Genomic DNA, 12,201 nt, shown 5'->3' with positions numbered 1-12,201 from the left:
CTCCCGCCGTCGCTTAGACACAACGCAAAAGGACCCCGAAGGTCGCTGGGCGACCTTCGGGGTCCGATGCGTCGCGATGCGCTCCTTCGCGGGAGACCGAAGCCACGCTGTCGCCGTGGAAATCCGTCAGAGCTTGAGGTAGGTTTTCAGCGCTTCGTGGCCTTGGACTTTGAGGGTCCAGTCCGGGCGTTTGAAAGTGGTGGGAGTGAGCCGGACTTTTTGGACTTCCTGGGCTGTGTCTCCCCAGCCCTCCCGGGAGATGCCGTTCAGCTCGTAGCCGAGGCTGGTGGAGACGCCCAAGGACTTCTGGTTCCAGCGGGCGGCCTCGGATTCGGCCACTTCGGCGTTCAGGTAGTCGAAGGCATAACTCACGACGGCGGCCCGCATCTCCTTGCCGAAGCCCTTGCCTTGTGCGGACTGCTTGAGCCAAGAGCCGGTGCTGACGGTTTTCAGCGTTGAGAAGTTCTTGGCGCCGATGTCCTGGACGCCGAGGAACTCATCCTCGTTCCAGACCGCGAGCAAAAGGGTCCAGGATTCCTGGATGAAGTTAGCGCGGCAGCGCCAGTACCACTGGGCCATATTGGGAGCGAGTTCATCGTCCGGAAGATCGGTCCACGGGGTGCTGAAGGGGCTCTTGCCGGGCTCGTGGACGCCGGAACGGGCCGCGGCGACGGCGGCCGGGATGTCGTCGTCGAGAACTGGACGGATGCTCAGCCTCGGGGTGGTGAGGACGAGTCCGAACGGGGGCCAAATGTCTGCCAGCGATGTCATCGCCGTAGCTTAGCCCGGCAGGAGGAACCACGCGAGTCACACCGGGGCAGGCGCTTCCCAGGCCGCGCCGCACCTCAGGTTCGCCGAGGGGTTGGATCTCGGGGCTTTGGCGGCTTCGATAGTGCCGGGAGCTCGCCGCTCGGCGGCTGGGGTGTTCCGTCACGCTCGCCGAGGGGTTAGGTTTCGGGGCTTTGGCGGCTCCGATACTGCCGGGAGCTCGCCCCTCGGCGGCGGGGGTGTCAGGCGGCGGGGCCTATGTCCCAAGGGATGTGGCGTCGGACGTCGGTGAGGTTCATGGACTCGGCCAGGAAAAGGTCGTCCAACATGTACTCGTCCACCGCAAGGATCTTCAGCCAGTGGCCCTTTCCCGAGGTGTCTCCGTCCAGGCTCTGGCTGGCCACACAGACGCCGGTACCGGCGTCGATCCTGATCAGCGTCCTCCCGGGGTGGGCCAGGGGTTCAGAGGGGTCAGAGGGAACGTAGGTCCGGCTCGGCGTGACGATGGATTCCAAAGCCAGGCGGCCCTCATGGTCAACCTCCCGCGGTTGCTCAAGGAAGACCGGGTTGGTGTCGGGGAACTCGAGGGGAACGGGAGCGTTGCCGGCCAGTTCCACGGGATCCAGTGCTGCCGCGAGGCGGCCGTTGCCGAACGAGGGCTCCCCGTAGGCGGCCTCCGGTCGGCGGCGGACCAAGCCGGCGTCGTCGTAAACGGGCGTCACCAGATGGGCTGGAAGCAACCATGAGCGGCGTGTTGAGGAGACGTACAGATCATCCCGGGAGTCGTTGATGCCCGTGGTGCTGTGCAGCAATTGGCCGTCCGGAGTTTCCATGCGAAGAGCGCCTGGCCGCCTCAGCCATGCGCGGACCATGTTGGAGCCCGTCCCGGGCCTTTCCAGGTACTCGAAGCGGAGGCTCGTCCATTTCCACGGCGAAGAACGGCAAAGATTCCGAAATGTGGAGGAGAGGTCGAAACCCGGTCCTCCTGCACTGTAGCTCCCCATATCCACAGTTTACGCAGCCCTTCAAGCGGGCCCGGCGGCCAAAGCGGGATAGCATCCGAGAGTGATCCGACGACTCTCCGACCTCTGGGATGCCAGCCCGCTGGGCTTCTGGCTGGTGATGGCCGCCTGCTTGTACTTCGTGGTGATGGCTGTCCGGCTCACGGTAATCGATGTGCGGAGCCACCTGTTGCCCAACCGCATCGTTTTCCCTTCCTACGCCGTGGCCGGGGTGTTGCTGCTGGCGGCATCCCTCGTGTCGTTCTTGGACGGCGGAAGCAAGGGCCAGCAGCTTTCAGCCACGCTGTTCGCTGTACCGGGACTCCGGGTCCTCGCGGGAGGCGCTGTGCTGTGGCTTTTCTATTTCGTGCTGCGTCTCATCCACCCACCCGGCATGGGCTTTGGCGACGTCAAGCTGGCGGGTGTGTTGGGGCTCTACCTGGGCTACCTGGGGTGGAGCCACCTGTTTGCAGGGACGTTCGCCGCTTTCATTTTGGGTGGGCTGTGGAGCCTGGTGATTTTGGTCTCACGCCGCGGTACCCTGCGTTCGGCCATCCCCTTCGGCCCTTTCATGTTGGCCGGAGCGGCGGCTGCGATGGTGGTCGTGCCCTCTTGAAGATTCCAACGAAAGGAACTGCGGCCAAACTGCAACCCACCCCGTATTTTCGCGTTCACCGGGCTGCGGCATGCTTGGGCCAGCAGGTGTTTAAGCGACATACTCACCCTGAAGAACTCACACGCGACCATCGAAGTGAAGGAAAGCTGACACATGGGTGCACCGGAATTCGTCCTGAAACTGCGGGAAAAGATCGGTAACGATCCCCTTTGGCTTCCGGCAGTAAGGGGAGTGGTGTTCGACGACGACGGCAGGGTGCTGCTGGGTCAACGCGCCGATAACGGCCACTGGGCCTTAATCACCGGAATGCTGGAGCCGGGTGAGCACCCGGCTCCCGGGCTGGTCCGGGAAATCTTCGAGGAAACGGCAGTCGTGGCCGAAACTGAACGGATCATCGGCGTCGGGGTTGTAGGCCCGGTGACCTTTCCCAACGGCGATGTATGTGACTTCCTGGACATCACCTTCCGTTGCCGGTACGTCTCTGGGGAAGCCCGCGTGAACGATGATGAATCACTGGACGTGGGATGGTTCGCGCTGGATGACCTTCCGGAGATGAGCGCCGGAAACCTCGAAGCAATCAGGCTTGCCACGGAGCCCGAAGGCCCCGTGGCATACCAAGTGGAGGACTGATACCGCTATCGTCCGGCGCCGGCACGGTCCTTGTCGAGCCCGTCCGAGGTGCCTTCGATTCCGCCGGAAGCAGCCAGTTCGGCTTCCAAGCGTGCCGTCTCCAGACGTTCGGCCTCGAGCCGGATGGCTTCCTCGCCGCCAACCGCCTCGCCGCGTGCCACCATTCCGGCGGTGTCGGAGAGGGGGATCTGCTTCAGGGTGATGGCCAGGATGAGTGCGATGGCAATGAACGGCACCAAATACCAGAACACGGGCGCCAGGGAATTGGCATAGGCGTTGACGATCGCGTCCCGCAACTGTTCCGGCAACTGTGAGAGTGCCTGCGGATCCAGAGTGCTGGTGGACTGCGAAGCCTGCTCCGCTGAAGCGCCGGCACCGGTGAATGCTTCCGTCAACGACTCCGACAAGCGATTGGTGAAGATCGCACCGAAGACGGCGACACCCAGGGATGCACCTACCTCGCGGAAGTAGTTGTTGGTACTGGTTGCCGTGCCGATCTGGTCAGCAGGAACGGAGTTCTGGACCACCAGGACGATCACCTGCATGATCAGGCCCAGGCCCGCCCCGAAGATGAAGAGCTGGACGCAGATCACCCAAATGGGGGTGGACGCTGCCAGTGTAGTCAGCCAGAGCATGGCCGCGATGGTCAGTGCTGCACCAAGGATGGGGTACATCTTGTACTTGCCGGTCTTGGAGATGCGGATACCGGAGTAGATGGAGGTGCCCATCAGGCCCACCATCATGGGCAGCATCAACAGGCCGGATTCTGCGGCGGACGTTCCGGAGGACATCTGCAGGAAAGTGGGGACGAAGGCGATGGCAGCAAACATGCCCAGGCCCAGCGTGAAGCCGATGGCCGTTGCGTTGATGAAGATGGGGTTCTTGAACAGGCTGAGGGGAATGATGGGGTCCTCGGCGCGGCGTTCAACCATGACGAAAGCGAACGCAGCCAGGACCATGCCGGCACCGAAGGCCCATGTCAGGGGCGAGTCCCAGCCTTCGTCCTTCTTGCCACCGAAGTCGGTGAAGAAGATGAGGCAGGTGGTGGCGGCTGAGAGGAAGAGGACACCCAGGATGTCGATCTTCTTTTCGGCTTTTTTGTTCGGCAGGGTCAGTGTGAACCAGGCGGTGATGAATGCGGCGATGCCGATGGGGATGTTGATGTAGAAAGCCCACTCCCAGGTCAGGTGGTCCACGAAGAATCCACCCAGCAAGGGTCCGGCCACGGCGGAGAGGCCGAAGATGGCGCCCAGCGGGCCCATGTACTTGCCGCGCTCCTTGGCGGGAACAAGGTCAGCGATGATCGCCTGGGAAAGGATCATGAGGCCGCCGCCGCCCAGGCCCTGTATGGCGCGGAAGATGACGAAGCCCCAGAAATCTGTGGCAAACGCACAGCCCACGGACGCGAGGGTGAACAGCGCAATGGCCACCAGGAACAGGTTGCGGCGCCCAAGGATGTCACCGAATTTGCCGTAGATGGGCATCACGATGGTGGTGGCCAGCAAATATGCGGTAGTGATCCACGCCTGGTGTTCCACCCCGCCGAGCTTGCCCACGATGGTGGGCATGGCGGTGGAGACGATGGTCTGGTCAAGGCTGGACAGCAGCATGCCTGCGATCAGCGCCGAGAAGATGATCCAGATGCGTTTCTGGGTCAGCAGCAATGGTTCTGCCGCTTTCGAAATTGTACTCATGCGGGGTCCTTCGAGGTTTCAAGGGGATTGGGGCCCAGTTGCTGGTTCGTGGCCAACGGCTGGGCGAAGAGTTTCCGTGCGGCGTTGAGGTTCTGTTCGAGGATCCCGCGGTACGGGCGGGTGTTTTCCTCCGAGAAGAACTGCTGGGCTGTCTTCTTGGAGACCGCCCCGAACAACGCCGTCGCAGTCATGACTTCGGGATGCCCGGGATCCAGCCCTTCGCGGGCGGCCACCAGGGCGGCGAATTCCCGTTCGCGCGCCTCCCCCTCCAGGGTCAGGCGGGCCAGAAGTTGTGGTTCAGCCGTGATGGCAGCGATGAACTGCTGGACTTCGGTACGGCTGATGGACGAACGCTCCATCAGGGTCACGGTGAGTACATGCAGGGCTGCCAGCAGAGTCCCCGAGATGCTGTCCGGCGTGGGCGAAGGATTCTGGTTGAACGACTCCAAGGCGTCGGCGGGCAATTCATCCGAGAAGGAACCGATCACGGCATCTTCTTTGGAATGGAAGTAGTTGAAGAAGGTTCGGCGCGAAATCCCCGCCGCTTCGCAGACTTCCTCAACCGTGAAACCGCTGAGGCCATGCTCAGCGGTCAGGGAACGCGCGACGGCGGTAATCGCCGTCCGCGTGGCGGCCCGCTTGCGCTCGCGGAGGCCACCATCAATATTTGCACTATTGCTCACAGAGTAAAGTTTTGCACTCTTACCCCAAAAGTGCAAAAAGAGTCAGAAGTTTTTGTACAGCAGATGCCCTTGAGGGAGGGTCTTAGGGGCGTCTGCTGTACAAAAACTCCGGGGTACGACGACGGCCGGTACCTTTCGTGCGAAAGGTACCGGCCGTCGTCGTGCGGTGAGTAAGTGCGCTAAGTGCTAAGCCTTGTGGGCGGGGGAAGTCATGGTGGTGACGTCCAGGGCCTTGTCCAGGTCGGCCTCGGAGACCTTGCCTTCGCCCTCGCCGACGAAGCCAAGCTTCTCGGTTGCCTGGCGGATGGTCAGGCCTTCCTTGACGGCGATCTTGGCGATCTTTGCCGCGTTTTCGTACCCGATGTACTTGTTCAGCGGGGTCACGATGGACGGGGAAGCCTCGGCCAGGAAGCGGGCGCGCTCAACGTTGGCGGTGATGCCATCGATCATCTTGTCGGCCATGACGCGGCTGGTGTTGGCCAGCAAGCGGATGGATTCAAGCAGGTTGGCGGCCATGACAGGGATGCCCACGTTCAGCTCGAAGGCGCCGTTGGTGCCGGACCAGGCGATGGCGGTGTCGTTGCCGATGACCTGTGCGCAGACCATGATGGACGCTTCGCAGATGACCGGGTTGACCTTGCCCGGCATGATGGAGGAGCCCGGCTGAAGGTCAGGGATGGCGATCTCGCCGAGGCCCGTGTTGGGGCCCGAGCCCATCCAGCGGAGATCGTTGTTGATCTTCATGAAGGAGATGGCGATGTTGCGGAGCTGGCTGGAGCCTTCGATCAGGCCGTCGCGGTTGGCCTGTGCCTCGAAGTGGTCGCGGGCCTCGGTCAGCGGCAGGCCGGTGTCGGCAGCCAGGAGTTCGATGACGCGCTCCGGGAAGCCTGCAGGGGTGTTGATGCCGGTGCCTACAGCGGTGCCGCCGAGGGGAACTTCGGCAACGCGGGGGAGTGCGGCGTTGATGCGCTCGATGCCGTAGCGGACCTGGGCTGCGTAGCCACCGAACTCCTGGCCCAGCATGACCGGCGTGGCGTCCATGAGGTGCGTGCGGCCGGACTTGACGACGTCCTTGAACTCAACGGCCTTGCGGTCTAGCGAAGCTGCCAGGTACTCAAGGGCCGGGATCAGGTCGTTGATGAGGGCGGAGGTCGCGGCAACGTGGACGGAGGTCGGGAAGACGTCGTTGGAGGACTGCGAAGCGTTCACGTGGTCATTCGGGTGAACAACTTTCTCGCTCCCGGCGGCCGCGAGGGCGCGCGATGCGAGCTCGGCGATGACCTCGTTGGTGTTCATGTTGGACGAGGTGCCCGAGCCGGTCTGGAAAACGTCGATCGGGAAGTCGCCGTCGTACTTGCCCGTGGCAACCTCATCGGCAGCGGCGGCGATGGCCTCGGCGAGCTCACCATCGAGCACCCCCAGTTCGGCGTTTGCCAGTGCAGCTGCCTTCTTCACCCGGGCCAGGGCCTCGATGTGTGTGCGCTCAAGCGTCTTGCCGGAGATCGGGAAGTTCTCCACAGCACGCTGCGTCTGGGCGCGGTACAGGGCGTTCACGGGGACGCGAACTTCGCCCATCGTGTCATGTTCAATACGGAACTCAGTGGTGGAAGTCATGGGGCTAGCTTAGGGCGGTTGGACGCCTCACAGAAAACCCGGAGGGGAGTGCTACGTGCTCCGGCACGGCGGCCGGAGCACGCCTCCTTAGAGCTTGCCGATCCCGGAAACGAGGGCTGCGCGGCCTTCATCGAGCTTGTAGGACAGGCCGATCACGGCCACACGGCCGTCGTCGATGGCGTCGGAAATCACACGTGAGCTGTCAGCCAGGCGGGCGGCTGTCTGCTTCACATGCTCCACCACCATGTCGTTGACGTCGTCCTGGTTATTGCGCCGGGCCGTCAAGACCGAGGGCGTGATGCGCTCCACGAGGTCGCGGATGAAGCCGGGAGGCATCTCGCCGGTTTCCACAGCAGCCTTGGTGGCCTTCACCGCACCGCAGCTGTCATGGCCGAGGATCACGATCAGCGGGACACGGAGTTCGCTGATGCTGTACTCGAGGGAACCAAGGACTGCGTCATCAATGACCTGGCCGGCGGTTCGGACCACGAAGGCGTCACCGAGGCCCAGGTCAAAAATGATTTCTGCAGCGAGCCGGGAGTCCGAGCAGCCGAAGATCACGGCAAAGGGATTCTGGTTCTCAATCAGTGACGATCGTCGCGAAGCGTCCTGGTTGGGGTGCAGGGATTCGCCGGAAACAAAACGTTCGTTGCCCTCGCGGAGACGGCGCCACGCCAGGGCTGGAGTCAGGTAAGTAGGCACGAGCCTTACTTTACGACGCGGAGAGTGCAGTCCGTGAAACTGTTGCGGCGATTACGCGGACGGTTGCGACGAAGCCGTGCCTGAGGCCGGAGCGCTTGCGGCCGGGGCCTGGTCTGCAGACTTCACGACGGCGGCGGCGAGGGTAGCGAACTCGTCAAGACTTGCCGTGCCGCTCAGGATCAGGGTGGTACCCCGGTAGTCCAGGACCATACTGCGCTTTTCCTTGCCGGAATCGCGCAGTTCCCAGTCCTGGCCCCCGGCGTTGCGCGTGCCGGTGACGGGGAGGTTTTCCGTCTGCTGCAGGACCCAGGTGGGGTTGGCCTTATTGGTCTGGGTCAGGCCAATGAAGCCCTCTTTGGGGGTCAGGAAACCAATCTCCCACGTGGGGACACCGCTTCCGGAACCCGATTCCCACCGGGCGTAATTGGGTTTGAATGTGTCGCCCGTATCCGGGGTCACGGGTGTGAATCCCGCCACACCAGTGGCGTTGCGGGCGATCGCGGTGACATCGATATCGGGCCTGAAACCCTCGCCCTTGGGAGCCGGGTTCATCAAGACGATGGGAAGGAAAGCGAGAACGCAGACCAGCAGCGCGATGACCATGCCGATGACCGAAGCATTGGCCCGTTTGGCAGCTTTCGCCGCAATCACGGGTTTATACGGGGCATCCGGGATGGCCTGGGCATCGGTTTCGGTGGCCGGTGCAGCGTCGGATTGGTTCTCAGCTGCGGGCTTGTCCTGCGTTTCACTCACCCTTCCATGATCCCCCATGGCAGCGGGGAACACACATCCGGGGACCTCACCGGCGGTATTGCGGGCCGTGGTCATCCAACGACCTCCGGTGGACGCGGCGACTATGATCGTTGATAGAGGAACCCCGGGTTGCCCCGCGCAACCGTGTCCGGTCCCGTGAATCGTCACTCGAAGAAGAGGTTCAAGTGTCTCCTGCACCAATGACCCAGCAGTATTCCACGATTTCGCCGTCGCTCGCCGTCGGCATCGACGAACCCGACCGCAACCTTGCGCTTGAACTCGTCCGCGTCACCGAGGCCGCGGCTATTGCCGGTGGCCACTGGGTAGGTTTCGGTGACAAAAACAAGGCAGACGGCGCCGCCGTCGATGCCATGCGTTCATTCCTTCAAACCGTCCACTTCAACGGCGTCGTGGTCATCGGTGAAGGCGAAAAAGATGAAGCCCCCATGCTGTTCAACGGCGAGCAGGTTGGTGACGGCACCGGCCCCGAGTGTGACGTCGCTGTCGACCCCATCGATGGAACCCGCCTGACCGCCCTCGGCATCAACAACGCCCTCGCAGTGCTTGCAGTGGCCGAGCGCGGATCCATGTTCGACCCCTCCGCTGTGTTCTACATGGAGAAGCTCGTCACCGGCCCCGAAGCGGCCGACATGGTGGACCTTCGCCTGCCCGTCAAGCAGAACCTGCACCTCATTGCCAAGGCAAAGGGTGTCAAGGTCAACCAGCTCAACGTCATGATCCTGGACCGCGACCGCCACCGTCCGCTCGTCGAAGAAATCCGCGAAGCAGGCGCACGCACCAAGTTCATCATGGACGGCGACGTCGCCGGCGCCATCGCTGCAGCCCGCTCCGGCACCGGCGTGGACGCCCTCATGGGCATCGGCGGCACCCCGGAAGGCATCGTCACCGCCTGCGCCATCAAGTCCCTCGGTGGTGTCATCCAGGGCCGCCTGTGGCCCACCTCGGACGACGAGAAGCAGAAGGCCATCGACGCTGGACACGACCTCGACCGCGTCCTGTCCACCAACGACCTCGTGACCTCGGACAACTGCTACTTCGCAGCCACCGGCATCACGGACGGTGACCTCCTCCACGGCGTGCGCTACCAGAAGGACCGCGTCATGACGCAGTCCATCGTGATGCGCTCCAAGTCCGGGACTGTGCGCTTTGTCGAGGCTGAGCACCACGCATCCAAGTGGGAGACGTACGCGCGCAAGCCGTAACCCCCGGGTTTAACAGAAGGACGGCGAGCATCGCTCGGCGGCTATCTCCTCGTACCTCGTCGATTTGATGCCGCTTTCGCGATACTCGCCGTCCTTCTCTGTGTCCGGCCACGTTCGGCTTCGCGCTGCTAAAGGGTGGGGGAGGGTGTACCCGGGGTGTGCCTTCACCACCTAGTTTGATTGCGTACTCCTCGGGGCGCGCCGGGAAGCAGGGCGTGTCGGGGTCGGAGCCGGCCCAGAGTGGGTGGTGGGAGTGACACCTGATCTAGTGCGCGAGGGCGGCGGTCAGGGTTAGGGGAGATCCGGGCTTAGCGGACTTTGTCGCGGAGCTTTCTGGCCAGCTGGTATGCCCCGTAGCGGAGTTTGTTGACCGGGAGGTCCCAGGTGCCGGGATAGGACACTTCGCGGCCGCCGAAGGACTTCTTGAACGCCGTGAAGCCCGCCCACTTGTGGTCAGGCTGGTCCTCGGGCGCCACACCCCAGAGGTCCACATGCTTCAAGCCCTTCTCCTTGGCATCGGCCATCAGCGTCACCAGGAGGGGGATGCCGGCACTGAGCTTGCGGTGGGTGTCGTCCAGGGCGGCGTGGGCGTAGACGCGGGTGTCAGCGGAGTCGTAGGCGAAGGCGGCGGCGATCGGCTCGCCCTCCAGTTCGGCGATAAAGAGTGTTCCGCAGCCTGCAGGCAGCAGGGAGGCAGCCACCTGGGTGAGGTATTCATCGCTTTGGGGTTTGAAGCCGTTCCGCGCAGCAGTCAGGTGCAGGAAGTGCAGGAGAATCCTGATGTCGGCCGGATCCTGTGAAGCCCGGAAGGTCACACCCTTTTTGTGGATGTTCCGGTACAGATTCCGGTTGGTCGGCTTCATGCCTGCCAGGACCTCTTTGAAATCTCCGTCGAGGTCCACGATCCAGCTGAGCTCGGGCTGCTGGTTTACCGGGGCGGGACGCATGCCGCGCGAGCGGAGGAGGGGACCGGCGTCGGAGGCGGTGAAACCGGAAGCGGCAGGTTCCATCCGGACGAAGACCGCATGGACCTTCCTGGCCAAAGCCACCAAAGCTGCAGTAGCGGCGTCGAAGGCTTCAACCGACTCTGCCACAGGGCCGTAGGGAGCATAAATGACCTTGCCCGCAGGGTTCTTCTCCTCGATGGCCAGGAAGCTCCAGCCAGGACCGGACTGTTCGTGGACGCGGCGGCCCAGGGAACGTTGGACGGCAGCCCAAGCGGGCGTTTGCAGGAAAAACTCCATGGATCAGTTCCCCAGCCCGGTGGTCACCGCAAAGGCGACGCTGACCTCTGTGGCGCCCTGCACGGGGTGGACGTTGACGGGAGCCTCAATGTCGGGAACAAAAGCGGCTGCACCGCGCCCAAGCCGGAGGTCGCTCTTGGGCGAGTCAAGCAGCACCGAACCTGAAACCACCACGACGACGGCTGGCCCGGTTTGTGCCAAAGGCACCGGTTCGGCGCCAGGGGCAAGTTCGATGCGCTGCAACTGGAATTCCTTGAACGGCGGGCGATAAAGCTCCTGTCCGAATTCCGTCCCGCTGACCCGGACACGAGGGACGCCCAAGGCTTCGAACCGGACGGTCTTGAGGAGCTCGGGTACGTCAACGTGCTTGGGGGTGAGCCCGCCACGGAGCACGTTGTCGGAGGAAGCCATGACTTCCACGCCCAGGCCATGGAGGTACGCATGGATATTTCCGGCCGGCAGGTACACGACCTCGCCGGGCTCAAGGGACAGGTGGTTCAAGAGCAGGGAGATGAGGACGCCCGGATCGCCGGGGAAGGCTTCGTTGATATCCAGCATCGCAGCAAGAACCCCACGATGCGGTTCCAACGGCGCGCCGGCTGAGAAGACGGCGACTACTTCGTTGATGGCATCGGAAACCTGGCTGCCGCCCTCAATGAGGCGGCTGAAGGCTGCTTTCAGGGCAGCGGGCTCCTCGGGCAGGCCGAGATCGGAAATGACGCTGGAAATCACGGGCGGGACAGTGACGGCAGCGGAATCAAGGACGCGGGCCAAGTGTTCAAAGACGGCCTTGGACCCGGCAGCAGGACGGAAGCCGCACAGAGCCTTGAACGGAGTCAAAGCAAAGATCATCTCCGGCTTGTGGTTATCGTCCCGGTAATTGCGTTCTGCCGCATCGGCGGGGATGCCGGCGGCGTTCTCGCGGGCGAACCCCTCCTTCGCCTGGTCCAAGCTGGGGTGGACTTGCAGGGACAACGGCTGTTCGGCAGCGAGCAACTTGGCCAGGAACGGCAAGCGGGGGCCGAACTCCGCCAGGCTCTCCGAACCCAGGAACCGCTGGGGATCGGACTCGATCAGTGCATTCAGGGGCTGGGTAACACCGTTGGGGTGGACAGCTGTAGAGGGGGAGTCAGGGTGGGCTCCGATCCACATCTCCGCCTCGGGGCCACCGGAGGCCGGCCGCCCCAGCAAGTCTGCGATCGCCGTCGTCGAACCCCACGCATAGGGTCGCAAAACATTCTCAATCTGGTACACGAAAGAAAGTCCTTATCGT

12 protein-coding genes are annotated in these 12,201 nt (G+C 63.2%); 3 read left to right on the top strand and 9 right to left on the bottom strand.

Features of this window, described 5'->3' with window-relative positions:
* Nucleotides 1-126: 126 nt before the first annotated feature.
* Both AC6JA3_RS15035 and AC6JA3_RS15030 read right to left on the bottom strand, forming a co-directional pair.
* A complete protein-coding gene (locus tag AC6JA3_RS15035) occupies nucleotides 127-771 on the bottom strand; it encodes a GNAT family N-acetyltransferase (protein ID WP_497920210.1) in 645 nt (214 codons plus the stop codon).
* A 239-nt stretch (nucleotides 772-1,010) separates the two neighbouring features.
* Nucleotides 1,011-1,772: a hypothetical protein gene (locus AC6JA3_RS15030; RefSeq protein ID WP_347781592.1), complete on the bottom strand. Its 762-nt coding sequence runs from the start codon at nucleotides 1,770-1,772 to the stop codon at nucleotides 1,011-1,013.
* Between the two features lie 61 nt (nucleotides 1,773-1,833).
* On the opposite strand from AC6JA3_RS15030, the gene AC6JA3_RS15025 reads away from it, so the two are divergent.
* Together AC6JA3_RS15025 and AC6JA3_RS15020 are read left to right on the top strand one after the other, a co-directional pair.
* Nucleotides 1,834-2,385: a prepilin peptidase gene (locus AC6JA3_RS15025; RefSeq protein ID WP_497920209.1), complete on the top strand. Its 552-nt coding sequence runs from the start codon at nucleotides 1,834-1,836 to the stop codon at nucleotides 2,383-2,385.
* Between the two features lie 153 nt (nucleotides 2,386-2,538).
* Nucleotides 2,539-3,015: an NUDIX hydrolase gene (locus AC6JA3_RS15020; RefSeq protein ID WP_497920208.1), complete on the top strand. Its 477-nt coding sequence runs from the start codon at nucleotides 2,539-2,541 to the stop codon at nucleotides 3,013-3,015.
* Between the two features lie 5 nt (nucleotides 3,016-3,020).
* Here AC6JA3_RS15020 and AC6JA3_RS15015 read toward each other — a convergent pair whose 3' ends face one another.
* The 5 genes from AC6JA3_RS15015 to AC6JA3_RS14995 form a co-directional block, all read right to left on the bottom strand.
* Complete coding sequence (locus AC6JA3_RS15015) at nucleotides 3,021-4,709, bottom strand: MDR family MFS transporter (protein WP_497920207.1); 1,689 nt, start codon at nucleotides 4,707-4,709, stop codon at nucleotides 3,021-3,023.
* Nucleotides 4,706-5,392, bottom strand: coding sequence for a TetR/AcrR family transcriptional regulator (locus AC6JA3_RS15010; protein WP_497920206.1), 687 nt, complete (start codon nucleotides 5,390-5,392; stop codon nucleotides 4,706-4,708). Before AC6JA3_RS15010 ends, AC6JA3_RS15015 begins: the two co-directional genes overlap by 4 nt.
* A gap of 186 nt (nucleotides 5,393-5,578) precedes the next feature.
* Nucleotides 5,579-7,006: a class II fumarate hydratase gene (locus AC6JA3_RS15005; protein WP_026542811.1), complete on the bottom strand. Its 1,428-nt coding sequence runs from the start codon at nucleotides 7,004-7,006 to the stop codon at nucleotides 5,579-5,581.
* 87 nt (nucleotides 7,007-7,093) lie between these two features.
* Nucleotides 7,094-7,708, bottom strand: coding sequence for a carbonic anhydrase (locus AC6JA3_RS15000; RefSeq protein WP_026542810.1), 615 nt, complete (start codon nucleotides 7,706-7,708; stop codon nucleotides 7,094-7,096).
* A gap of 51 nt (nucleotides 7,709-7,759) precedes the next feature.
* Entirely contained in the window at nucleotides 7,760-8,461 is a 702-nt protein-coding gene (locus AC6JA3_RS14995) for a DUF4245 domain-containing protein (RefSeq protein ID WP_245232878.1), read from the bottom strand.
* 200 nt (nucleotides 8,462-8,661) lie between these two features.
* Here AC6JA3_RS14995 and glpX point away from each other — a divergent pair, with 200 nt between their 5' ends.
* Complete coding sequence (gene glpX, locus AC6JA3_RS14990) at nucleotides 8,662-9,684, top strand: class II fructose-bisphosphatase (RefSeq protein ID WP_026542808.1); 1,023 nt, start codon at nucleotides 8,662-8,664, stop codon at nucleotides 9,682-9,684.
* Between the two features lie 308 nt (nucleotides 9,685-9,992).
* Here glpX and AC6JA3_RS14985 read toward each other — a convergent pair whose 3' ends face one another.
* Nucleotides 9,993-10,928 carry a lipid II:glycine glycyltransferase FemX gene (locus AC6JA3_RS14985; protein WP_497920205.1) on the bottom strand — a complete coding sequence of 312 codons (936 nt, stop codon included), beginning with the start codon at nucleotides 10,926-10,928 and terminating at the stop codon, nucleotides 9,993-9,995.
* 3 nt (nucleotides 10,929-10,931) lie between these two features.
* The gene (gene manA / locus AC6JA3_RS14980) at nucleotides 10,932-12,182 is read right to left on the bottom strand and encodes a mannose-6-phosphate isomerase, class I (protein ID WP_497920204.1); all 1,251 of its coding nucleotides are present in this window, start codon (nucleotides 12,180-12,182) and stop codon (nucleotides 10,932-10,934) included.
* Between the last annotated feature and the right edge of the window lie 19 nt (nucleotides 12,183-12,201).

Source organism: Arthrobacter sp. TmtSoilC79 (assembly GCF_059739405.1).
This window is presented reverse-complemented; position numbering and strand designations above follow the sequence as displayed.

What these genes read in the sequence shown, in the direction of transcription:
- AC6JA3_RS14985 (WP_497920205.1), bottom strand. Translation starts at nt 10,928, where the DNA reads ATGGAGTTTTTCCTGCAAACGCCCGCTTGGGCTGCCGTCCAACGTTCC.
- AC6JA3_RS15035 (WP_497920210.1), bottom strand. Translation starts at nt 771, where the DNA reads ATGACATCGCTGGCAGACATTTGGCCCCCGTTCGGACTCGTCCTCACC.
- glpX (WP_026542808.1), top strand. Translation starts at nt 8,662, where the DNA reads ATGACCCAGCAGTATTCCACGATTTCGCCGTCGCTCGCCGTCGGCATC.
- AC6JA3_RS15015 (WP_497920207.1), bottom strand. Translation starts at nt 4,709, where the DNA reads ATGAGTACAATTTCGAAAGCGGCAGAACCATTGCTGCTGACCCAGAAA.
- AC6JA3_RS15030 (WP_347781592.1), bottom strand. Translation starts at nt 1,772, where the DNA reads ATGGGGAGCTACAGTGCAGGAGGACCGGGTTTCGACCTCTCCTCCACA.
- AC6JA3_RS15005 (WP_026542811.1), bottom strand. Translation starts at nt 7,006, where the DNA reads ATGACTTCCACCACTGAGTTCCGTATTGAACATGACACGATGGGCGAA.
- AC6JA3_RS15020 (WP_497920208.1), top strand. Translation starts at nt 2,539, where the DNA reads ATGGGTGCACCGGAATTCGTCCTGAAACTGCGGGAAAAGATCGGTAAC.